Source organism: Arthrobacter sp. NPDC056727, from assembly GCF_042790555.1.
Classification (GTDB): Bacteria; Actinomycetota; Actinomycetes; order Actinomycetales; family Micrococcaceae; genus Arthrobacter.
In genome coordinates this window covers 24,626-46,004 of record NZ_JBHTZA010000033.1, presented here as the reverse complement: position 1 = coordinate 46,004, position 21,379 = coordinate 24,626, and the positions used below count along the sequence as shown (strand labels likewise).

18 protein-coding genes and 1 pseudogene are annotated in these 21,379 nt (G+C 66.7%); 4 read left to right on the top strand and 15 right to left on the bottom strand.

All coding sequences use genetic code 11. From position 1 onward, the window contains the following. Positions 1 to 255: 255 nt before the first annotated feature. Entirely contained in the window at positions 256 to 933 is a 678-nt protein-coding gene (locus tag ACFRAH_RS22375; RefSeq protein ID WP_003797871.1) for a Crp/Fnr family transcriptional regulator, read from the bottom strand. Between the two features lie 193 nt (positions 934 to 1,126). Here ACFRAH_RS22375 and ACFRAH_RS22370 point away from each other — a divergent pair, with 193 nt between their 5' ends. After that, positions 1,127 to 2,311, top strand: coding sequence for a MarP family serine protease (locus tag ACFRAH_RS22370; RefSeq protein ID WP_377993096.1), 1,185 nt, complete (start codon positions 1,127 to 1,129; stop codon positions 2,309 to 2,311). Between the two features lie 55 nt (positions 2,312 to 2,366). Here the strand turns inward: ACFRAH_RS22370 and ACFRAH_RS22365 are convergent, their stop codons facing one another. From ACFRAH_RS22365 to ACFRAH_RS22325, 9 genes and pseudogenes are all read right to left on the bottom strand, one after another. Continuing rightward, positions 2,367 to 2,729: a DUF2332 family protein gene (locus ACFRAH_RS22365; protein WP_377993095.1), complete on the bottom strand. Its 363-nt coding sequence runs from the start codon at positions 2,727 to 2,729 to the stop codon at positions 2,367 to 2,369. Next, on the bottom strand, positions 2,648 to 2,962 hold the full coding sequence (locus ACFRAH_RS22360; protein WP_377993094.1) for a DUF2332 family protein: 315 nt from the start codon (positions 2,960 to 2,962) through the stop codon (positions 2,648 to 2,650). Before ACFRAH_RS22360 ends, ACFRAH_RS22365 begins: the two co-directional genes overlap by 82 nt. 190 nt (positions 2,963 to 3,152) lie before the next feature. Next, complete coding sequence (aroQ, locus tag ACFRAH_RS22355) at positions 3,153 to 3,629, bottom strand: type II 3-dehydroquinate dehydratase (protein ID WP_377993101.1); 477 nt, start codon at positions 3,627 to 3,629, stop codon at positions 3,153 to 3,155. Positions 3,630 to 3,761: 132 nt separating this feature from the next. Continuing rightward, positions 3,762 to 3,950 (bottom strand): annotated as a pseudogene (locus tag ACFRAH_RS22350) (LacI family DNA-binding transcriptional regulator); the annotation flags it as partial. A 15-nt stretch (positions 3,951 to 3,965) separates the two neighbouring features. Then, a complete protein-coding gene (gene galE / locus ACFRAH_RS22345; RefSeq protein ID WP_377993093.1) occupies positions 3,966 to 4,979 on the bottom strand; it encodes a UDP-glucose 4-epimerase GalE in 1,014 nt (337 codons plus the stop codon). 26 nt (positions 4,980 to 5,005) lie between these two features. Continuing rightward, the gene (locus ACFRAH_RS22340) at positions 5,006 to 7,195 is read right to left on the bottom strand and encodes an alpha-galactosidase (protein ID WP_377993092.1); all 2,190 of its coding nucleotides are present in this window, start codon (positions 7,193 to 7,195) and stop codon (positions 5,006 to 5,008) included. Between the two features lie 135 nt (positions 7,196 to 7,330). Then, complete coding sequence (locus ACFRAH_RS22335; protein WP_377993091.1) at positions 7,331 to 8,671, bottom strand: ABC transporter substrate-binding protein; 1,341 nt, start codon at positions 8,669 to 8,671, stop codon at positions 7,331 to 7,333. Positions 8,672 to 8,717: 46 nt separating this feature from the next. After that, positions 8,718 to 9,647, bottom strand: a complete 930-nt coding sequence (locus tag ACFRAH_RS22330) for a carbohydrate ABC transporter permease (RefSeq protein ID WP_377993090.1) — start codon at positions 9,645 to 9,647, stop codon at positions 8,718 to 8,720. Positions 9,648 to 9,659: 12 nt separating this feature from the next. Beyond that, entirely contained in the window at positions 9,660 to 10,607 is a 948-nt protein-coding gene (locus ACFRAH_RS22325) for a carbohydrate ABC transporter permease (protein ID WP_377993100.1), read from the bottom strand. A 214-nt stretch (positions 10,608 to 10,821) separates the two neighbouring features. On the opposite strand from ACFRAH_RS22325, the gene ACFRAH_RS22320 reads away from it, so the two are divergent. Beyond that, positions 10,822 to 12,024: a Gfo/Idh/MocA family protein gene (locus ACFRAH_RS22320; protein ID WP_377993089.1), complete on the top strand. Its 1,203-nt coding sequence runs from the start codon at positions 10,822 to 10,824 to the stop codon at positions 12,022 to 12,024. Positions 12,025 to 12,050: 26 nt separating this feature from the next. Then, positions 12,051 to 13,070 (top strand): LacI family DNA-binding transcriptional regulator, encoded by a 1,020-nt coding sequence (locus tag ACFRAH_RS22315; protein WP_377993088.1) that lies wholly within the window; start codon positions 12,051 to 12,053, stop codon positions 13,068 to 13,070. A gap of 7 nt (positions 13,071 to 13,077) precedes the next feature. On the opposite strand, the gene ACFRAH_RS22310 is transcribed toward ACFRAH_RS22315, so the two are convergent. From ACFRAH_RS22310 to acs, 5 genes are all read right to left on the bottom strand, one after another. After that, complete coding sequence (locus tag ACFRAH_RS22310) at positions 13,078 to 13,860, bottom strand: DeoR/GlpR family DNA-binding transcription regulator (protein ID WP_377993087.1); 783 nt, start codon at positions 13,858 to 13,860, stop codon at positions 13,078 to 13,080. A 44-nt stretch (positions 13,861 to 13,904) separates the two neighbouring features. Continuing rightward, a complete protein-coding gene (locus ACFRAH_RS22305; protein WP_377993086.1) occupies positions 13,905 to 14,816 on the bottom strand; it encodes a carbohydrate ABC transporter permease in 912 nt (303 codons plus the stop codon). Further along, on the bottom strand, positions 14,813 to 15,784 hold the full coding sequence (locus tag ACFRAH_RS22300) for a carbohydrate ABC transporter permease (RefSeq protein WP_377993085.1): 972 nt from the start codon (positions 15,782 to 15,784) through the stop codon (positions 14,813 to 14,815). The genes ACFRAH_RS22305 and ACFRAH_RS22300 overlap by 4 nt, the downstream gene beginning before the upstream one ends. A 15-nt stretch (positions 15,785 to 15,799) precedes the next feature. Then, positions 15,800 to 17,110 (bottom strand): ABC transporter substrate-binding protein, encoded by a 1,311-nt coding sequence (locus ACFRAH_RS22295; protein WP_377993084.1) that lies wholly within the window; start codon positions 17,108 to 17,110, stop codon positions 15,800 to 15,802. Positions 17,111 to 17,306: 196 nt separating this feature from the next. Further along, positions 17,307 to 19,304 carry an acetate--CoA ligase gene (gene acs / locus ACFRAH_RS22290; RefSeq protein ID WP_377993099.1) on the bottom strand — a complete coding sequence of 666 codons (1,998 nt, stop codon included), beginning with the start codon at positions 19,302 to 19,304 and terminating at the stop codon, positions 17,307 to 17,309. 416 nt (positions 19,305 to 19,720) lie between these two features. On the opposite strand from acs, the gene ACFRAH_RS22285 reads away from it, so the two are divergent. Next, the gene (locus ACFRAH_RS22285; protein ID WP_377993083.1) at positions 19,721 to 21,304 is read left to right on the top strand and encodes a hypothetical protein; all 1,584 of its coding nucleotides are present in this window, start codon (positions 19,721 to 19,723) and stop codon (positions 21,302 to 21,304) included. Positions 21,305 to 21,379 lie beyond the last annotated feature (75 nt).

Sequence of the window (21,379 nt, the reverse complement as noted above, 5' to 3'; positions counted from 1 at the left end):
GATGCGGGCCCACTGCCCGTCAGTCAAAACAGAAGTACGAGACACCCAACAAGCATCGCGGCTAAGGAACCCAGGATTTAGGAGACACGCCCTAGGCCTTACTAACCTGGTCCAACTATCGGGGACCAGTTCATCCTGTCGCCTTTCTCCCAACGCTTCCTCAGGTCCTGTCGGGTTTTGGCCGCCTTCCGCCGGGGGTGACTTAAAAAGCGAAAGGCCGCCCCGTGATGAACGAGGCGGCCCCTGCAGGGCGGATTAGCGCGAGCGCTGGCGGAGGCGCTGCATGTCCAAGATGACGACGGCGCGTGCCTCGAGGCGCAGCCAGCCGCGCTGGACGAACTCGGCCAGGGCCTTATTTACGGTCTCGCGGGAAGCGCCCACCAGCTGGGCCAGCTCTTCCTGGGTGAGCTCGTGTGCCACGAGAACACCGTCGGTGGCCGGGCGGCCGAAGCGGTCGGCGAGGTCCAGGAGGGCCTTGGCCACGCGGCCGGGCACGTCGGAGAAGACCAGGTCGGAGAGGGAGTCGTTGGTGCGGCGGAGGCGGCGGGCCAGTGCCTGCAGCAGCTGGGCCGAGACCTCGGGGCGGGTCCGCAGCAGGGAATTCAGGCTCTCGTTCTTGAGGCCGGCGAGGCGGGTCTCCGAGACGGCGGTGGCCGTGGCGGTGCGCGGGCTCGGGTCGAACAGGGCCATCTCGCCGAAGAGCTCACCCGGGCCGAGGATGGCAAGCAGGGATTCGCGGCCGTCGGGGGAGGTGCGGCCGAGCTTTACCTTGCCGGAGACGATGAAGTACAGCTGGTCACCCTGGTCGCCTTCGCGGAACACGGACGCGCCGCGGGACAGGTCGACCTCGGTCAGTTCGTCCGTCAGCAGGCGGAACGCGTCGTCGTCCAGCGTGGCGAAAAGGGGTGCGCGGCGCAATACCTCGATGTCCATGAATTCTCCTGAGTAAAAGTGTCGTCTGGGGCGCTTGTGCCATTGTTTCAGAATTTTCAACGTTCTGTGACGTACTTGGCAGCTGAAACGCCCTAAAAGACGCCGCGAGACCAGCGTGCGCTCCGGCCACCCACGGCAAATTGTCAGGGTTCGCCAGTAGAATCGGGGCTTAGCTGCTTGTGAGGAGACCCCGGTGTTTGGCCTGACCGTTCTGGACCTTGCGTTGATTCTCACGCTTTTGTCCTATCTGATCTACGGCCTGCGCAACGGCTTCCTGGTGACCGTCGGCGGCCTTGCCGGCTTCGCCGCTGGCGCGGTGGCCGCTTTTCTTTCCGTTCCGCTGGTCAGCGACTTCGTGCAGGACAGCGGGTGGCGCCTGACCGCCATCATTGGCACCGCCGTGCTGCTGGTAGTCCTCGGCAACGCACTTGGCACGATGATCGGACGCAGCATCCGTGGCGCCGTCCGCATGAGACCGCTCCGGGCTGTGGACAGACTCATCGGCGGAGCCGTAAACCTCGTCGTGTCCGCGCTGGTCATGTCCATGCTCGCCTTCAGCATCAGCGCGCTCGGTGTGCCTTTCGTCTCACAGCAGCTGGCAGAGTCCAAGGTGATCCGTTTCATAGACGGATTGACGCCCAACCCGGTCAAATCCACCATGGCGCAGCTGCGCTCGGCGGTTATTGGCGACGGCATCCCCACGCTCATCGAGGGCATCGGGCAGGAGCAGCAGGTCCCGGTTCCCAACGCCAACACGGACACGCCGGCCCTGAACAGGGCGGCCGGTTCGGTCCTGAAGATCGCCGGCACCGCATTCCAGTGCGGGCAGAACCAGACCGGAACAGGCTTTGTGGTCTCGCCCGGACGCGTGGTGACCAACGCGCACGTCGTGGCAGGTGTGTCGCAGCCCGTGGTGGAGGTCCCGGGCGGTGGCGCCATGCCCGGCAGGGTCGTGTACTTCGACAGCAAGCGCGACCTCGCGGTCCTGGCCGTGGACGGCCTGCCCACAGTGGCGCTGCCGCTCAGTTCAGACCTGCCCGCGGGAACCGCCGCCGCGTTCGCCGGATACCCGCACGGCGGCCCCTACCAGTCCAAGCCGGCCACGGTGCAGGGCATTTCCACGGTGCTGGTGCCTGACATCTACGGGAACAACCCGGTCCCCGACGAGGTGTACAAGCTGGCTGGCGACGTCCAGCCCGGCAACTCGGGCGGGCCGCTGCTCACCACCAACGGGGAGGTGGCGGGCGTAATCTTCGCGAAGACAACATCCAACGCCGCCCTGGGCTTCGCGATTCCGATGATCGACCTCCGGCCGGTGGCAGCCGAGGCGCCAGGCCTGTCCAGCCCCGTGTCGTCCGGGCAATGCATCCAGCAATAGGGGCATCCAGCAACAGCGGCATCCAGTCGGCGCCATCCAGCGGCAACGGACCCGTCTAGAACCAGTCCAGGCTCTGGCCGTGCGGGCCGGTGATGGCCACCGGCTGCCCGTTGTGCTGCAGCAGGAAGTTCCCGCGGAGGCGGCCGGGGTCCATCTCCGGGAGAACGCTTGAGCCGTCCTCCTGGATGATCACCGTTTCGCCCTCATTGGACAGCCAGTGGCAGACCCGGGCGCTTCGCGGGCGACGGCGATGGCCCGCCGCAGCCGCTCGCGGCTCCGGCCAGACCAGCGCCTCAAGCCAGGCGACGTCGTCGGGACTCCGCACATCGAGGGGGTTCAGGTCAATCCCGGCCCGCCAGGCCACATGAGGCAAACTGCCCGGCAGGGGAACCGGGCCTCTTGTCCTGCAGCGCAGCACGGGAGGCGCCGGCGGTTCACCGGGCCTCTTGTCCTGCCGCCCGGCACGGCCGGCCTCTCGCCGGACCCAAGGGGATCCAGCCGCGTGACCGTTCGGCCGTCGTCGAACTCGTAGCCGTAGCGGTCCGGGAACAGGGCGAGCCCGGCCGAGGCACCCGCCTCGAGAAGGGCGAGCGGCCTGCCTCGTTGGTCTGGGTGGCACGGGACAGGACTGTGCGGGAGATCTGGTCCCACTGCGCATCCAGAAACGCCCGGAACTCCCCGTAAGGGGACATCCGGGCGACCAGTTCGGGGTCGTCGGCGATGTGCACTGACCAGTCGGCGTAGCAGGGCGAGGAACCGGGGGCGTCAACGGTGCCGAACTGCCGGTACCACTCTGCAGTGCCGGACCCGGGGACAACAGCACCGGACCCCGCCGGCATGGTCAGGCCTTGCCGGCATTCAGGTCGGCGAGGTACTCCACGGCGAACCGGTAACCCAGAACCCCGGCACCGGCGATCACGGCCTTGCTGATGTCCGAGAGGTAGGAGTGGTGCCGGAACTCCTCGCGGGCGTGCACGTTGGTGATGTGGACTTCCACCGCGGGAATCTGCACGGCGGAGATGGCGTCCCGGATGGCCACCGAGGTGTGGGTGTACGCCCCGGCGTTCAGCACGATGCCGATTGCCTTGCCGCGGGCGGCGTGGATGGCGTCCACCAACGCGCCCTCATGGTTGGACTGGAAGCACTCAACATCCAGCCCGTGTGCGGCGGCGGCATCCTTCGCGAGCTGTTCGACGTCGGCCAGCGTGGCCGTGCCGTACTTCTCCGGCTCGCGGGTGCCGAGGAGGTTCAAGTTGGGGCCGTTCAGGACAAGGATGGTGCCGCGGCCGGCGTCGGTGGCGGAGGGGGCTTCAGTCATGACTGCAAATCTATCGCGCCGGGTTGCGATGTTCCCAACACCCGTCTCACCCCGTCCCAGCTGCCCGGGGGCAGCGGTGCCGCCCCGTCCCCGCGCCAGCTCTGACGCGGCGGCGGAAGCAACATAGCCAAGGTTGGCGGCAGCCGCCAGAATTTTTTGCCGGGTGGGGTTTGAGACTCGGGGGAGACCGCGCAGGGCACGGGAAACGGTCGCGGTTGACACTCCGGCCGCCGCCGCGACGTCCCGGATGCCTGCCGTCCGTGGAAACTGACGCGTGTGCGGTTCCAACGTCCCCGCAGCGTAGTCGCTCACGTCGGTCATGGCAGTATGCTGATCCTAGCCGAGGTAGCCCTGCGGGTTGTTTTTCTGCCAGCGCCAGTGGTCTTCGCACATCTGGTCCAGCGATTTGGTCGTGGACCAGGAGAGATCGGCCATGGCGGAGGTGGCGTCCGCCCAGAAGGCGGGAAGATCTCCCGGCCGCCGGTCTGTGATCGTGTACGGGACCGGGGTGCCCACCGCCTTTTCAAAGGAGCGCAGGACTTCCAGCACCGAGGATCCGGTGCCAGAGCCGAGGTTCCAGCGGAACACACCTGCCCCTTTCGCGATGCGGTTCAGGGCTGCCAGGTGGCCTTCGGCGAGGTCGACGACGTGAATGTAGTCCCGCAGGCACGTTCCGTCCGGGGTGTCATAGTGACCTCCGAACACCATGAGCTTTTCACGGCGGCCTACCGCCACCTGTGCGATAAAGGGCACGAGGTTGTTGGGTATGCCCTGCGGGTCCTCGCCGATCCGTCCCGAGGGGTGGGCGCCCACCGGGTTGAAGTACCGCAGGAGCGCGATGCGCCAGCGGCTGTCAGCGGCGCCCATGTCGGAGAGAATGTCCTCGATCTGTTCCTTCGTCCGCCCGTACGGGTTGTTCGCACCAATTTCCATCTTCTCCACGTACGGAATGGCGTTGTGTTCGCCGTAGACCGTGGCCGAGGAGCTGAAGACGATCGAGCGGACGTCATGCCGATCCATTGATCGAATCAGATTCAGGGTGCCCACGAGGTTGTTGTAGTAGTACTTCACCGGTTCAAGGACGGATTCGCCCACGGCCTTGAGTCCCGCAAAGTGAATGACGGCGTCGATGGCGTGCTGTCCGAAGACGGCGTCGACGGCGGGCTCGTTCAAGAGGTCGGTGTGGTGGAAAGCGGCCTGCTTGCCCGTGAGCTCGGCGACCCGCCGGAGTGATTCCTCGCTGGAGTTGGTGAGGTTGTCGATGACAACCACGTCATGGCCGGCTTCCTGCAGGGACAGGACGGTGTGGGAGCCGATGTACCCGGTGCCGCCGGTAACCAGAATTTTCATATGCGTTCCCCTCCTGCGCTTGACGGCTAGAGTGCCGTGACCTTCAGCACCAGGGCGTGCTCCGGGTTGAGGCCGGGCATCGGCAGTCCGACCTCGGCCAGGAAGCGGCCGCTGGCCTCCGCTCCGGAAGCCAGCCAGGCCGGCGGCTGGATCTGCGTGAACGTGTGGCCGTAGTCCGCGTCGCCGGAAACGGGGAAGATGGCCTCCACCCGGTAGCGGCGTGCCGCCTCCAGCCCGGGCAAGGCGACCCGGCCCGGCTGCTCAGCGAACGAGGTGCGCGTGCTGACCAAGGCGAACAGGGCCGCCGTCGTGCCCGAAGCACCAGCAACCTGAGCCGAACCGGCCACCACACCGTGCAGCATGAGCGACTCGTCCGGGACGTCGGCCCGCACCATCCGGCCGCTGTGGATCAGCCCGCGGTGCTCCTTGTAGAGGGCGATGAACCGCTTCAGCTCCTCGCGCTCGGCGCCCTGCACCTCCCGGACGTCCCACTCCATCCCGAAGTGGCCGAACAGCGCCGTGATGGCACGGAAGGACAGGTCGTGGGTCCGGGCGGTGGTGTGCGACGTGGTGGGGCCGATGTGGCCGCCCACCAGTTCGGGCGGAACCACGACGCCGGTCCAGCGCTGGATGGTCTGCCGTTCCAGGGCGTCGTTGCAGTCCGAAGCCCAGATCCGGTCGGTGCGCTCAAGGATGCCCAGGTCCACGCGCGCGCCGCCTGAGGAGCAGCTCTCAATCTCGACGCCGGGGTGGGACTTCCGCAGCTCGTCGAAGAGGCGGTACGCGGCGAGCGTCTGCTCGTGGACGGAAGCGCGTCCGGCGTGGCCGTGCTCCGTCAGGTCGCGGTTCTGGTCCCACTTCAGATAGCTGATCCTGTTCTCGCGGAGCAGGGCGTCGATGCGGTCAAAGACGTACTGCCACGCCTCGGGGTTCACCAGGTCGATGACGTGCTGGTTCCGCCAGGTCAGGGGAAGCCGCCCCCCGTCCTTGTGGGAAACGGCGGCCGGCCCCACAATCCAGTCCGGATGCGCCCGTGCCACGTCCGAGTTGAGGTTGATCATCTCGGGCTCCACCCACAGGCCGAACTCCATGCCCCGGGAGGTGACGGCGTCGATGAGCGGTGTCAGCCCGTCCGGCCAGACCGTCTCGTCCACGAACCAGTCGCCGAGGCCGGCGGTGTCGTTGCGGCGGCCACGGAACCAGCCGTCGTCCAGGACGAAACGCTCCACGCCGAGGTCCGCGGCCGAGTCCGCGAGCTCGGTCAGGGTTTCAAGGTTGTGGTCGAAGTAGACGGCCTCCCACGTGTTCAGCACCACGGGACGCGGTTTTCCGCCGCCCGCGGCCGGAAGCACATGGTGGGGGCGTGCACGGAACCAGCTGTAGAACGCCTCGCTGATGCCGTCCAGGCCGCGGTCCGAGTAGGCGGCGAAGAGCTTGGGCGTGGTGTAGCCGGCGCCGGGTTCGAGGATGACCTCGGCGGGGCCCAGCAGTTCGGAGCCGCCGATCAGCGTGCGCCCGTCGCCCAGCGTGTCCGCAAACTGTTCGTGGTTCCCGCTCCAGGCCAGGTGGGTGGCCCAGACCCGGCCGTGGCGGTTGCCGAAGCCGGCCGTGCCGGCCGCGAACAGCAGCGACGAATCGTGCCCGGTCCGGCCGTGGCGGCCGGAACGCACCCAGGTGCCCTGCTGGACGGGGCGGCGTTGCGGGTGCCGTTCCCGGCACCAGCGTCCGGTCAGGTCGAGGAGTTCGACGGCGTCCGGAGACACCGGGAGGACGGCGGCCAGCTCGTCCAGCTGGAACGGCGACGTTCCGGTGTTGGTGACGGTGTGCCGCAGCTCCAGCAGGCCGCCGTCGTGCAGGGTAAGGGCGGATTCGACGGTGATGCCGGCGTCGGCATCCTGCTGGACGACGACGGCGGAGCTGCCATTGACGGTGGTGTGCACGGCGCGCAGGCGGACCGAGAAGTCCAGTCCGGAGTCGCCGTCGGCAATCCTGTGGCCGCGCAGCGCCGGGCGTCCGCGCCAGCCGGAGGACGACTGGGGGAGCAGCCCCGCCGGGACGGTGACGTCCAGGGCGGAGTTGGTGACCGCCGGTGTGAGGATGGACAGGTCCGGGAGCTCGCTGCCAAGGTCGGCGCCCCAGTGGATGACCTCGGCCTCCCCGCTGCTGAAGCTGATCACCAGGCTGGTGCCGGCGGAACGGAGATGCAGGGGATCCATAGGTAAGTCTCTTTCGTGATGCGCAGATAGGGATGAAAGGTGTTGCGGGGCCGGGCGCAGTGTGCGCGTTTCCGGCCCCGCAGGTGTGTGGTGCTGGGTGGATGCCTGGACTTTGATTTTCGTCCAGTTGAGCCCCTACTTGAAGAGGGAGTTGACCTGCCCGTTGGCGTCGGAGAGGGTGCCGGCGTCCTTCTTGCCGGACAGGACGGCGTCCATGGCCGGCTTCATGATGCCGTCCACCTTCGCGGCCTTGTCAGCGATGGGGAACAGGAAGGTGGTCCCGTCCTTGACGTGCTGCGTGAACGCCGTGACGTCGATGCCCTTGGCCTTGAACGCGGCTGCGGCCTTGTCCGAGGAGGTCTTGATGGCCGGGAAGACCACTGCCTTGGAAGCAACGACGTCCTGGCAGGCGGGGGACGCGAGGTACTCGACCCACTTCGCCGAGGCCGCCGGGTACTTGGTGCCGGCAAAGATGGAGTCGGCCAGGCCGTTGAACATGCTGGCGCGCTTGCCGTTGGGTCCCTTGGGGGTGGGGGCAATGCCCGTTTCCACGCCCTTGTAGCTGGTGTACTGGCCGATCATCCAGGATCCGTTGGTGTTGATGGCCGCCTTGCCTGCGCCGAAGGCGTCTGACACGCTGGCGCCGACGGTGGTTTCCAGCTTGGGCATGTAGCCCTTCTCGGCCAGCCCCGCCCACCACTTGATGGTGTCCTGGAACTTCGGGTCGTCGTAGTTGAACTTGGTGCCCCACGGGTTCTTGTCCGTGTGGGTCCAGCCGGTGGTGCCGGTGAGGAAGCTCCACTGGGTCTGGCCCTGGCCCGAACCGGAGGACTCCAGGCCGAGTCCGTAGACGGCAACGTTGTTCTTGTCGAAGCCGGGCTCGTCGCCGCGCTTTCCGCTCTTGTCCACGGTCAGGTGCGCGATGGCCTTCTCGTAGCTGCCGCCGTCCTGCGGGTTCCAGTCCAGGTTTCCGAGCTGTTCTTCGGTGTAGCCGGCATCCTTGACGAGCTTCTTGTTGTAGAACATGGCCACGGTGTCCCAGTCCTTGGGCAGGCCGTAGCGCTTGCCGTCCTGGCCCACCCACAGGTCCGCCAGGCCTTCGTTGTAGCCGTCCAGTTTCACGCCGTCCTTCTTGACGGCCTCATCAAGCGGGAGCAGCTGCTTCTTGGCTGCGTATTCGGGGTACTTGGACAGGTGGTTGGTGAACACGTCCGGCGCGGTGCCTGCCACGAAGCCGTTGGTCAGCGTGGTCCAGTAGTCGTCCCAGCCGCGCTGGGTGATCTTGACCTTGATGTCCGGGTTGGCCTTGGTGAAGTCCGCGGCGCACTGCTGGTAGGCGGGGAGCTGGTTGGCGTCCCAGAGCCAGTAGTTGATTTCGCCCTTGGCCTCGGACGAGCCTGCGGAGGAACCGCCGCAGGCGGAGAGGGAGATGGCGATGGCTGCGGCGGCAGCGACGGCGCCGATGGTTTTCTTCATGATGGACCTTTCTTGGGGACAGGCGGTGTTTCGGGAGGAGGAAGGGTTACTTGATGCCGGAGAAGCCGATGGAGTTGACCACCTTCTTGCCGAAGGCGAAAAAGAGCAGGAGCACCGGGAGGGCGGCGACGATGGTGGCCGCCATGAGGCCGGACCAGTCCGGGGCGCCCTGCGGGGACTGGGACTTGAACACGCTCAGGCCGACGGTGAGGACGCGGACGTTCTCGTCCTGGCCCACGAGCAGCGGCCAGAAGTATTCGTTCCACTGGCCGATGAACGTCAGCAGGGCCAGGGTGGCCAGCGGTGCGGCGGCGTTGGGCAGCACGATCTGGAAGAAGATGCGCAGGTGCTTGGCGCCGTCCAGCATGGCCGCCTCCTCCACCTCGCGGGACATGTTCAGGAAGAACTGCCGCAGGAAGAAGATGGCGAAGGGGGTCATGAACAGGAAGGGCAGGGCCAGCCCGGCGAAGGAGTTGAGCAGGCCCAGGTTCTTGATGAGCAGGAAGTTGGGCAGAGCGGTGAAGATCGGCGGAACCATCATGGTGGCCAGGAACAGGGCGAACACCTTGTCCCGGCCGGCCCAGCGGAGCCGGGCGAAGGCGTAGGCGGCCATGGCGCTGAAGAACACCTGGCCCGCGGTGGTCACGGTGGAGAAGACAACGGAGTTGCGCAGGTAGAGCCAGAAGTTGATGTTGGCGCCTGAACCGCCGTCAGCGATGGCTTCCTCGGCGGTCTGCATGCCGAAGACCCGCTTGAACGCGCCCCAGCTGAAGTCGGCGGGAAGCAGGTTCGAGGCGTTGGCTGCCAGTGAGTGGTTGCTGGACAGCGCGGTCCGCAGCATCCACAGGAACGGGAGGACGGTGACGAGGACGGCAACGACGACAAGTGCCCAGGCGCCCGCGCGGCGCCAGTTCACCGGCCTCCGGACGGCGGTGCTGCGGTTCCGGGAATTGCGGTTGAGAATCTGCGTGGTCATGGCGGGGGTTCCTTAGTCCAGGTCCGATTCGTTGCCCTTGAGGAACTTCATCTGGATGAAGGCCACCAGGGCGAGGATCACGAAGAGGATGACGGACAGCGCCGAGGCGTATCCGAAGTCCGATTCGCCGAAGGCTTTTTGGTAGATGTACATCTGGATGACACGGGAGGCGTTGACCGGGCCGCCGTTGGTGGTGACCGCAACGGTGTCGAACACCTGGAAGGACCCGATGACGGTGACCACCAGAACCAGTGCCAGCACCGGGCGGAGCAGCGGCATGGTGATGGACCAGAAGGTCCTGGTGGGCGACGCGCCGTCCAGGGAGGCCACCTCGTAGACGTGGTTAGGGATGGACTGCAGCCCGGCGAAGATCAGCAGGGCGGTGTAGCCCATGTGCCGCCAGACGTTGACGAACGCGATGGTGGGGATGGCCCACTGCTCGCTGCCGAAGAAGGCAATGCGGGGCAGGCCCAGCCAGCTGATGACCTCGTTGACGATGCCGAGTTGGTAGTCGAGCATCCAGAACCACAGCAGGGCCACGATGACGTTGGCCACGAGGAACGGCAGCAGCAGCGCACCGCGGATGAACGTGGACTTTGCCACCCGGTGCATCAGGAGGGCCAGGCCCAGGGCGATGGCGGTCTGGAAGCCGATGTTCAGCGCCACGTACTGGACCGTGACGCCCATGGCGTTCCAGAACAGCTCGTCGCCGAAGATCGCCGTGTAGTTCTTGACGCCGATCCACTCCGGCTCGCCGAGGATGCTGTACTCCGTGAAGCTCAGATAGATGCCGCGCAGCGTGGGCACCAGGTAGAAGGCCACGAAGCCGACCATGGCCGGGGCGATAAACAGCAGCGCGATCCGGAGGTCGCCGATGCGGCTGATGCCCCGGCGGACCTTGCCGGGCCGTGCCGGACGCTGGCTGCTCCTGGCTGGGGGATTCTTGGTGAGGGTGGTCATCATCGACCCTTCCTGGGTGTGTGATGGAACTAACAATCGCCAACGAATCTACACGAGTAGAAATGGAGATGCAAGGAAAATTTCCTTGGAATCACTGGCCAATTTCTCTGCAACGTTGCAATCGTTGACTCGAGTAGATTTCGGTGCAAGACTGTGGCGCAAACATCTGCGCGGTCCGTAAAGCGGTGCCGCTCAACCCAGGAAGGCAGGAACAATGGCGTTTTCAATCGGAGTAGTCGGTGTCGGGCAGTTCGGCGCCCAGTTCGCGCATCTCTTTCATCTCCACCCCGGGGTCAGCGAGGTCTACGTCGTGGACGAACGGCCGGAACGTGCCGCCGAGGCGATCGGACGCTACGGGCTTGCCGGCTCCATGGCCACCTTCGATGAGCTGCTGGCGTCCGACATCGACGCCGTCGCCATTTTCACGCAGCGCTGGACCCACGGACCGCTGGTGGAGCGGGCGCTCCGCGCCGGAAAGCATGTCTACTCGGCCGTGCCGATGGCCGTCACCGAGGATGAGATCGCGAGGATCATCGACGCCGTCCGGGAGAGCCGCAAGGTCTACATGATGGGCGAGACCAGCTATTACAACCCGGCAACGGTCTATGCGCGCCAGCAGCACGAGGCCGGCAGGTTCGGCAGGGTGTTCTACTCCGAGGGCGACTACGTCCACGACATGGACCTGGGTTTCTACGACGCCTACCAGTACAGCGGCGGCGAACGCTGGAAGGAGACTGCCAGCTACCCGCCCATGCTGTATCCGACCCACGCGATCGGCGGGGTCCTCGGTGCACTGCCGGCGCACGCCGTGAGCGTCAGCTGCGTGGGCGTGAAGGACGACCGCCAGGACGGGGTGTTCGACAAGGACATCAGCATGTTCGGCAACGACTTCTCCAACGCCACTGCCCTTTTTGAACTGAACGACGGCGGTGCCATGCGGACCAACGAGATGCGCCGGGTGGGCTACCCCTCGCATATCCGGGAATCCCGGTTCCGCTTCTTCGGCACCGAGGCCAGCTTCGAGCAGCTGGCCAAGGTGACCGTGTGGCAGGACAAGGCGGACGTCCACGACATCTCCGAGCAGGTGGAGTCCCGGCCCAGCATGGCCCTGGATGACCCCTCGCTCGCCAACGTGGCACCTGAGCTCCGGGACGCCTTCGTGTCCGGACTGGCTCCCGTGCATGACAGCGACAGGCTGCCCGAGGAGTTCCGCGGCGCTCCGAACGGGCACGAGGGCAGCCACCACTTCCTCGTGGACGACTTTGTCACGGCGGTGAACACGGGGACGCTGCCGCCAGTCAATGCGTGGACGGCCGCGCGCTTCACGCTGCCCGGCATCGTGGCCCACGAATCCGCCCGGCGGAACGGCGAACGCCTCCCCATCCGCGACTTTGGCGATGCCCCGGCCGCGCTCTAGCGCGGGCTATAGCTAGCATGGACACTATGACCATTCCGGCAGCGCCCACCCCGCGGACGCAGGTGACCCGCAAGGACGTTGCCCGGTACGCCGGGGTGAGCACCGCCGTCGTCAGCTATGTGGTGAACGGCGGCCCGAAGAAGGTGGCACCCGCCACCGAGGCGAAAGTCCAGGAAGCCATCCGGCAGCTGGGCTACCGTCCCAACGCCGCTGCGCGGGCCCTGAAACTGGGCTCGAGCGAAACGATCGGTTTGGTCATTCCGGACAACAGCAACCCGTTCTTCTCCATGCTGGCCCACGCCGTGGAGGATGCCGCGGGTGCGCTCGGGTACGCCCTGGTGCTGACGAACTCGGACGGCAACCTGGCCAAGGAGCGCCGGAACATCCGGAACCTGGCCGCCAGGCAGGTGGACGGCGTGGTGCTGGCCAGCGTGCTGTTCGAACCGGACCTCGCCGATCTGGAGGCCGCGGAGATCCCGTCGGTGCTGCTGAGCCACAGCGGCAGCACGGCCGGGGTTACCACGGTGGGCGTGGACCTGGCCAAGGGTGCCCGTACCGCCGTCGAGCATCTGATCGGGCACGGCCATACCAACATTGGGCTGGCCATGGGCACCACCACAGGCAACGAAGCGGACGCCCGCGAAGAGGGCTGGGTGCAGGCGCTGAGGGACGCCGGGCTGCCCGAGGGGCCCATCGCCCGCAGCGCCTTCACGCGGGTTGGCGGCTACGCCGCCGGCCAGCGCTTCCTGGCATCGGGGCACCGTCCCACCGCCATCTTCGCCAGCTCGGACATGCAGGCCATTGGCATCCTCCGCGCGCTCCACGAGGCCGGGCTGTCCGTCCCGGGGGACATCGCACTGGTTTCGTTCGACGGATCGGAGGACGCCGAATACTCCTGGCCGACTCTGACCACCGTGGAGCAGCCCGTGCGGGACATGGCGGAGGCCGCCGTGCGGGCGCTGGTCGGAGCGGACCGCGGCGAGCCGGCCCAGCACCGCGTCTTCCCGACGAGGCTCCTGGTCAGGCAGTCCTGCGGCTGCCCGTAGGTGGCTGCTAGACGAGCCTGAGCCGGCCCACCCGGTCCCGGAGGATCCGCTGGGCATCGGGGGAGAGGCCCGCATCGCAGATGACCTCGTCGGCTTCCTCGAGTTTGGCGATGGTGCTGATTCCCTGCGTGCCCCACTTCGTGTGGTCCGCCAGGACCACCACCTTGCGGGAGGCCGCGATGAAGGCGCGGTTGGTTTCGGCCTCCAGGAGGTTCGGCGTGGTGTAGCCGGCGTCGGCGTCCATGCCGTGCACGCCGAGGAACAGCAGGTCCAGGTTCAGCTGGCGGAGCGCCGCCGTCGCGATCGGTCCCACCAGGGCGTCCGACGGCGTGCGCTCGCCGCCGATGAGGATCACCGTGGAGGCGTGGCGGCCGGAGCCCGACGCCGAAGCGTGGTGGAATAGGTCGGCGATCTTCACCGAGTTGGTCACGGCGGTGATGCGGGGGCCGCCGGCTAGTTCCTTGGCCAGCGCCCAGGTGGTGGTGCCGGCGCTCAGGGCCACCGCCATGCCCTCGTGGACCAGGGAGGCTGCTTCCAGTGCAATGGCCCGCTTCTGCGCGGTCAGCTGGGTGGACTTCAGCTCAAACCCGGGCTCGTGCGTGCTGGCGTCCCCGGGCAGCTTGGCGCCGCCGTGGATCCGCTCGACCTGGCCGCTTTCCTCCAGCATCTCGATGTCGCGGCGCACCGTCATCAGGGACACGCCCAGCTGCTGGGCGAGGTCCGACACGCGGACCACCCTCTCGCGCCGGACGGCGTCCACTATGGACTGGTGGCGGGCCGCGGGAAGCATCGGGATCCTTTCAGTGGATGAAACCTCATCCTGCCCATCATCGCCTAGCCCTTGCTGGAACCAAGAGTCAGGCCCGCAACAAACTGCCTCTGCAGGAGCAGATAGACCACCAGAGTGGGGATGACCGTGATGACGGCGCCGGCGGCCAGCAGGTTGTAGTTGTTCAGGAACTCGCCCTGGAGGTTGTTGATCGCGGTGGTGACGGGAAGCCGGTCGCCGCTCTGGATGAACAGCAGCGGCCAGAAGAAGTCGTTGTAGATGAAGATGACTTCCAGCGTTGCCAGGGCCGCGAAGGCGGGCCGGCACAGCGGCATGATGATTTCCCGGTATTGGCGCCAGATGCCGGCACCATCCACGAGCGCCGCCTCCGTCAGGTCAGCGGAGAGCGCCTTCATGTAGTTGGACAGCACGAAGGTGCAGAACCCCATCTGGAACGCCATGTTCACCGCAATGACGATGATGTACGTGTTCAGCATGTTGCCCGAATCGCTGAAGGAGTACGGCACCTGGAAATGCTTGGCCATCTCGAACAGCGGCGCCGCCAGCACCTGTGGCGGGAGCAGGTTCCCCGCGGTGAACATGATGAGCAGCGTGATGTTGAACTTCCAGCTCACCCGGCTGACGGCGAACGCCATCATGGAGGCGAGCAGGAGCACCAGCAGCACCGCCGGCACGCAGATGATGACCGAGTTCCAGAGGTACTTGGCGAAGCCGCCCTGGGACCAGGCCTGGATGAAATTGTCGAAGTTGAAGTCGCCGGCCAGGCTGAAGTAGCCGTGCTCGTTGGTTGAGGCGATCGGCCGCAGGGCGGTGAACACGGCCCACAGCAGGGGAATCAGCCACATGACCGCCATGGCCGTCAGGAAGATGTGCGTGCCGTAGTGCCGTTTCGGCCTGCTGCCGGAGCGTGCGGTCTTCCCGGTCACTGCGGCGCCGGGGGAGACGGCGGCGCTCATGCCCTGTTCTCCCTGCCGAAGGTGCGGCTGAGGTAAAACACGATGGGCACGAGGGAAATGACCAGCAGGACCACCGCAAGGGCGGAGCCGACGCCGATCACCTGGCCTTCGCCCACCAGGTTCTGGATCACCAGGGCGCTGAGGAGTTCCAGGCCGTTGGTGCCTCGGTTGATGACGTAGACGACGTCAAACGCCCGCAGCGACTCGATGATGGTGATGACGACGATGACGATGTTGATGGGCCGCATGGCCGGGAACACGACCCGGAAGAAGGTCTGCGCCGCGTTGGCCCCGTCGATGGCCGCGGCCTCCTTCAGGCTGGGGTCCACGCCCTTGAGCCCCGCCAGGTACAGCAGCATGACATAGCCGGCGTGGCGCCACGTGGCGGCGATCATGGCTGCCCAGATGTTCACCGAGGAGTCCCCGAACCAGTCAACGGCCTGCGACGTTCCGGAGGTTCCGAGCAGGAAGTTCAGCAGGCCGTTGTCACGCTGGTAGAACAGCTGCCAGATGATGCCGATCAGCGCCAGCGAGAGCATCACCGGGGCGAAGAAGATGCTCTGGTAGATCCGGCTGCCGCGAATCTGCTGGTCCAACAGCACCGCCAGCAGCAGCCCCAGCGGGGTGGCCACCAGCGCCAGGAAGGCCAGCCACAGCAGGTTGTGCTGGATGGCCGGCCAGAACGGCGGGTAATCCTGGGAGATGTACTGGTAATTGTCCGGGCCGGCCGGCCTGATGTCGGTCAGGGCCAGGCCGTTCCAGCGCGTGAAGCTCAGCCCGACGGACATCACCGTGGGCAGCCAGACAAAGACCAGCTGGATGAGGGTGGGTACGCCCACCATGAGGGACAGGACGGCCTTGTCCCGTTTGGAGAGCCGGCGGACCTTTCCGCTGCGGACCCGCTTCGCCGGCGCGCCGGAGGGAGCCCTCGACTCCGGCGGGACCAGGTCCCGTGCTGTTGCGCTCATGGGAGATCCCGGTGGTTATTGGGCCGCGTACAGTGACTTGGCCTGCGCCTCAAGGTTCTTGACGTCCATCTTGCCGTTCTTGAGGAAGGTCTGCAGGGCCGGGATCATGACGTTGTTGGCCATGGCGGGCAGGGCGTCACGGTCAAAGAACTGGCTGATGGACTTCGCCTGGGCGATGGTGTCAGCGCATTTCTTGTTCAGCGGCGTGAACTTGGAGGTGTCCGCGCCCTTGGCCGTGGCGATGTTGGAGGCATCCACCGAGGCGTAGATGTCCTGGCCCTCGGGCGTGCCGATGAATTCCATGAACTGGTGCGCAGCCGCGTTCCCGCCGCCCTTGGTGGACAGCAGCAGACCGTCGATGGGCGCCTCCACGGCGTCCCGGCCCTCGGCGGCGATCTCCGGGAACGGGAAGAAGTCGATGTCCTTCAGCACTGCCGGGTCGGTGAACTGCTGGGTGACGAACGAGCCGAGCAGGTACATGCCAGTTTTCTTCGCGGCCAGCGCCCGCGCCGCGTCCTGCCAGGTCTGGCCGAGTGCCGCGGGATCCTGGAACGGCAGCAGCGCGGACCAGGTGTCGAAGACGTCCGTCACCTTCTTCTGGTCCCAGGACTCCTTGTGGGCGCACAGGTCCACGTGGAACTGGTAACCGTTGAGGCGCATGTTGAGGTAGTCGAACGTGCCCATGGCGGGCCAGCCGTCCTTGTCGGCGAAACCGATCGGAATGATGCCGTCGGACTTCATCTTGGCAGCCAGCGTCTTGAGGGCATCGAAGGTTTCGGGCACCTCATAGCCTTTATCGGCCCACACGCTCTTCCGGTAGAAGAAACCCCAGGGATAGTTGTAGTTGGGGACGAAGTACATCTTCCCGTCCGGGCCGGTGGAAGCTTTTTTCAGGGCGTCGGAGAAGTTGCCGCCGATCTTGGCCCAGACGTCGTCGACCGGTGCCAGGAGTCCCTTGCCGGCATAGAACTGCATCCTGTAGCCGGCGAACCAGGTAAAGGCGTCGTCAGGAGAGCCCTGCAGGTAAGAGTTGATCTTGTTCTGGAAGTCGTTGTGCGGCACCACGTTGGTGCTGACTGTTTTGCCCGTCTTCTTCGTGAAGGCATCGGTGACCGCTTGGTACGCCTTCTTGGGAACTTCGTCGGAGGAGCCGGAGCCGAACGTCAGGCCGGAGGATTCCGAACCTCCCGCGGTCGGTCCGCTGCCTCCGGTGCAGGCTGCCAGCATCGGCACGCCCGCCAAACCGGCGGCACTGACACCGACTGTCTTGAGGAATGTCCGCCGGGCCGGCCCGGCGATGGTGGACGCTTCCGGATGTGTTGCCATGATCTCTCCCGGGTAACGGAGCTTGTGACATGTGTCACATATCACTGACTATAACCTCGCAAAAGAGAACAGGAAAGATCGCAAAATAACACCGCGTTTTCCGGCAAAGTCCGCTTGCCGGGTCCGACGGCGGGACCCGGCGGTTGCACAAAAAAGGGCCCGTCCGGTGGTCCGGACGGGCCCTGCTTTGGCTCGGCTACTTCTTCAGTGAGGCGGCGATCTGCTGCATGACGGAGTTGTCGGCGAGGGTGGTGGCGTCTCCGACGTCGCGGCCTTCGGCGACGTCCTTGAGGAGGCGGCGCATGATCTTGCCGGAGCGGGTCTTGGGCAGTTCGGGGACCACGAGGATGGTCTTCGGTTTGGCGATCGGGCCGATTTCCTTGCCGACGTGGTTGCGCAGGTCTTGGACGATCTCGTCGCCGGAGTCCACTGCATCGCCGCGGAGGATGACGAACGCGACGACGGCCTGGCCGGTGGTTTCGTCCGTGGCACCGACGACGGCGGCCTCGGCCACCGCAGGGTGGGAGACCAGGGCGGACTCGATTTCGGTGGTGGAGAGGCGGTGTCCGGAGACGTTCATGACGTCGTCCACCCGGCCCAGGAGCCAGATGTCGCCGTCCTCGTCCTTCTTGGCGCCGTCGCCGGCGAAGTACATGGTTTCGAAGCGGGACCAGTAGGTGTCCTTGAACCGTTCGGGGTCGCCCCAGATGCCGCGGAGCATGGCCGGCCAGGGTTCGCGGATCACCAGGAAGCCGCCGTGCCCGTCCGGCACCGATTCGCCCATTTCGTCCACGACGTCCACGGCGATGCCGGGCAGGGGCACCTGCGCGGAGCCGGGCTTGGTCTCTGTGACGCCGGGCAGCGGGGCGATCATCTGGGCGCCGGTCTCGGTCTGCCACCAGGTATCCACGATGGGCGCTTTGTTGCCGCCGATGACATCCCGGTACCACATCCAGGCTTCGGGGTTGATGGGTTCGCCGACGGAGCCCAGGACCCGGATGGAGGTGAGGTCGTACTTGTCCGGGATGTCCCGGCCCCACTTCATGAAGGTGCGGATCGCGGTGGGGGCGGTGTAGAGGATGGAGACCTTGTACTTTTCCACGATCTCCCACCAGCGGCCCTGGTGCGGGGAATCAGGGGTGCCTTCGTACATGACCTGGGTGGCGCCGTTGATGAGCGGCGCGTAGGCGACGTAGGAGTGGCCGGTGACCCATCCGACGTCGGCCGTGCACCAGTACACGTCCGTTTCCGGGTGCAGGTCGAAGACCGCTTTGTGGGTGTAGGCGGTCTGGGTGAGGTAGCCGCCGGTGGTGTGCAGGATGCCCTTGGGCTTTCCGGTGGTGCCGGAGGTGTAGAGGATGAACAGCGGGTGTTCGGAATCGTGCCCGACGGCGGTGTGCTCGGCCGATGCCGCTCCGACGGTGTCCGCCCACCAGTGGTCCCGGCCCTCGTGCCAGTCCACGTCCTGGCCGTTGCGCTTGACCACAACGACGTTCTGCACGGTGTGGCCGTCCTGGCTCAGGGCCTCGTCGACCGCCGGCTTCAGGGCGCTGGGCTTGCCGCGCCGGTAGGTGCCGTCCGCGGTGACCACGAGCTTGGCCTCGGCGTCCTCGATCCGGGACCGCAGCGCGTCCGCGGAGAACCCGCCGAACACCACCGAATGCACCGCCCCGATCCGGGCGCAGGCCAGCAAAGTGATGACGGCCTCGGGGATCATCGGCAGGTAGACGGCCACCCGGTCGCCCTTGGCCACGCCGAGGGACTCGAACGCGTTCGCGGCCCTCTTCACTTCCTCGGTCAGTTCCGCGTACGTGTAGGAGCGGGAGTCGCCAGGCTCGCCCTCGAAATGGATCGCCACCCGGTCGCCCAGGCCGTTCTCCACGTGCCGGTCCAAAGCGTTGTACGCGGCGTTGACCTCCCCGCCGACGAACCACTTCGCGAACGGCGGGTTGGACCAGTCCAGCGCCTGATCAAAGTCCTTGCTCCAGCTCAGCAGCCCGCGGGCCTGCTTCGCCCAGAACGCGGGCCGGTCAGCCGCCGCATCCTGGTACTCGCCGGCCGTCACCACGGCGTTGGCGGCGAACTCCTCGGAAGGGGCGAACTTGCGGTTCTCATGCAGCAGGTTTTCAAGAGCATCGCCCTGCTGGCTGGGGGTGGCAGCGGTGGCTGTCGAGCCGGGGGTGTCCTGGGACATGGTGAACCTCATCATTCATCGATCTTTGCTGCGCGGTGCGCCGGTCCCGGCCTTTGCCCGGCCGCAGGGTGTTGGCCGCGCGGCGGAGGGCAACGGCCCGTCGCGGACAAAACCGCAAAGAGCTGTTCCGAAACCAGACTAGCGCCTCCCGCATCGGCGCGTGGGCCGCGTCACACCGGGAGCCGTGAGCGGTGTCCATTTAGCGGTGAATGGTCCTTTGGGAGAGCTGTGCGGGTTCTATGAGCGCGCCGCGCCGCGGCCAGCCAGCTAGTGAAGCACCCTCCACTTGACTAGGCTGAGATGGACTCGTGACAGTGGCCGGGGGCAGCCAGACCGCTTGCGGTCGGGCTCCGGCCGTAGGGCGGAATCACGCATCGGACGCCAGTCCGGCGCGCTGCCACGCTAAGGAGAACAGAATGAATCAGCATAGCCAGGGCCAGCCCGGCCCGGCCCGGCAGGACTCAGCCCAGCCGGGCCAAGGCCAGGGACCGTTCGGTGCCGGACAGGCCGGCCGGCCGGAAACGCACAACGCTGCGCCGAATTTCATGAAGCAGCAGGGCGTGCGCAATGAGGCCGTGGCCGGACCTTTCACCGTCCGCGACCTGGCCGTCTTCGCGGCCACCCTGGTGCTCTTTGTCGCATCGCTGATTCCGATGTTCGCTGTGCGCTATAACCTGTGGAACCTCGGAAGCCTGTTCTTCCTGGGGCTCGGTGTGGTGCTGCCGCTCATTGTTGCCGCTTTGTTCGTGGCCCGCCGGCTCGCCCCCGAGACGAAGGTGCGCATCGGCTCCCTGTCGGTGGACCAGTTCGGTTCTGTGGTGGCCTCCTTCGCGGTGGGTTTCTTCTTCCTGTCCGTCGCGGGCGCCTATACTCCCAGCCTGCTCGTGGCGCTGATCGGTTCCCTCGTGCTGCTGGCCGCCACGGTGCTGGCCCGTTACATCCCGTTCTTCGCCGGGGACTTCCTGGACCGCGCCGAGGTGCCGGCCCACATCATGGCCCGAGACTCGGCCGTTCCGGTGCGCAAGCCCAGGGCGCCCAAAGAGCCCAAGCCTGCCGCTGCCAAACCGGGCGTTTCGCAGGGCGCTTCGGCGGGCGCGGCACCCGTGGGTCCTGACGCCCGTGGTCCTGTTACCCGCGGCCCTGTTTCCCACGGTGCGACGGCGGTCGGCCAGCCGGCACAGGGTGCGGCCCAGGCCGGACCCGCCGGCGCCGCAATTTCCGGTGCTACAGCTGACATTGCCGGCGCTCCCGGCGCGGCACCGGTGACCGGTATGTGGCCAGCGGCCAACGCCGCCAGCAGCGCCGCGGCCGCCCCGGAAACGGGACCGGCCGCCGTCGTACCGTCCGCGCAGGCCAGGGACAGCGGCGCACCGACGGGCACGGCACAGGCCGGAACAGGACAGCCCGGCACAACACAGACCGACACGGCGCCGTCCGCAACGGCTGATGCCGCAGCTGCGCAGCGAGCCGCAGCCGAGTCCGAACAGACACAGCTGAACGGAGCCACGGTTTCCCCATCCGGAGCAACAGCGCCGGCGGCAGAAGCACCCGCCGCTGAAGCACCGGCGGCTGAAGCACCCGCCGCTGAAGCGCCGGCGGCTGAAGCACCCGCCGCTGAACCGGCCGGTACCGGTGCCGATGCCGGCGCAAAAGCGCGGGAAGCAGAAGCAGCACGGGCAGCCTCCGCCACGCCCGCCACCGCAGTTCACCCCAGGGTGGACCTGCCGGAACAGGCCAGGTCGCAGGAACCGATCGGCGCGACGGTCGACCCCACGAGCCGGCCTGAGGAGTCCGAGCACGAGCAGGTCCACGAGGCCTTCTGGTTCGCCGTCGCACAGCACCGCACCGCAGTGGACGAGCGCACGGGCGCACCGCTCTTCGGCATCGAGCCCGGCGGCTGGGTCCTGGCCCTCGAGGACCGCGGCGACGAGTTCCTGGTCCAGCACACGGACGGCCGGGTGGGCGTCCTGCGCGACCTCAGCAACATCGAGCGCGGCTAGCGGCCACCGTGGCCGAGTCCGCTTCGCGCCGGCGCGGCACGCCGGGCGCCAACCCCGAGGTTTCCGCTGAGACGG

Excerpts from the sequence above, each read along its gene's own strand:
- ACFRAH_RS22375 (WP_003797871.1), bottom strand. The coding sequence starts at position 933 with ATGGACATCGAGGTATTGCGCCGCGCACCCCTTTTCGCCACGCTGGAC.
- aroQ (WP_377993101.1), bottom strand. The coding sequence starts at position 3,629 with ATGACTGAAGCCCCCTCCGCCACCGACGCCGGCCGCGGCACCATCCTT.
- galE (WP_377993093.1), bottom strand. The coding sequence starts at position 4,979 with ATGAAAATTCTGGTTACCGGCGGCACCGGGTACATCGGCTCCCACACC.
- ACFRAH_RS22340 (WP_377993092.1), bottom strand. The coding sequence starts at position 7,195 with ATGGATCCCCTGCATCTCCGTTCCGCCGGCACCAGCCTGGTGATCAGC.
- ACFRAH_RS22335 (WP_377993091.1), bottom strand. The coding sequence starts at position 8,671 with ATGAAGAAAACCATCGGCGCCGTCGCTGCCGCCGCAGCCATCGCCATC.
- ACFRAH_RS22330 (WP_377993090.1), bottom strand. The coding sequence starts at position 9,647 with ATGACCACGCAGATTCTCAACCGCAATTCCCGGAACCGCAGCACCGCC.
- ACFRAH_RS22325 (WP_377993100.1), bottom strand. The coding sequence starts at position 10,607 with ATGACCACCCTCACCAAGAATCCCCCAGCCAGGAGCAGCCAGCGTCCG.
- ACFRAH_RS22320 (WP_377993089.1), top strand. The coding sequence starts at position 10,822 with ATGGCGTTTTCAATCGGAGTAGTCGGTGTCGGGCAGTTCGGCGCCCAG.
- ACFRAH_RS22315 (WP_377993088.1), top strand. The coding sequence starts at position 12,051 with ATGACCATTCCGGCAGCGCCCACCCCGCGGACGCAGGTGACCCGCAAG.
- ACFRAH_RS22310 (WP_377993087.1), bottom strand. The coding sequence starts at position 13,860 with ATGCTTCCCGCGGCCCGCCACCAGTCCATAGTGGACGCCGTCCGGCGC.
- ACFRAH_RS22305 (WP_377993086.1), bottom strand. The coding sequence starts at position 14,816 with ATGAGCGCCGCCGTCTCCCCCGGCGCCGCAGTGACCGGGAAGACCGCA.
- ACFRAH_RS22300 (WP_377993085.1), bottom strand. The coding sequence starts at position 15,784 with ATGAGCGCAACAGCACGGGACCTGGTCCCGCCGGAGTCGAGGGCTCCC.
- ACFRAH_RS22295 (WP_377993084.1), bottom strand. The coding sequence starts at position 17,110 with ATGGCAACACATCCGGAAGCGTCCACCATCGCCGGGCCGGCCCGGCGG.
- acs (WP_377993099.1), bottom strand. The coding sequence starts at position 19,304 with ATGTCCCAGGACACCCCCGGCTCGACAGCCACCGCTGCCACCCCCAGC.
- ACFRAH_RS22285 (WP_377993083.1), top strand. The coding sequence starts at position 19,721 with ATGAATCAGCATAGCCAGGGCCAGCCCGGCCCGGCCCGGCAGGACTCA.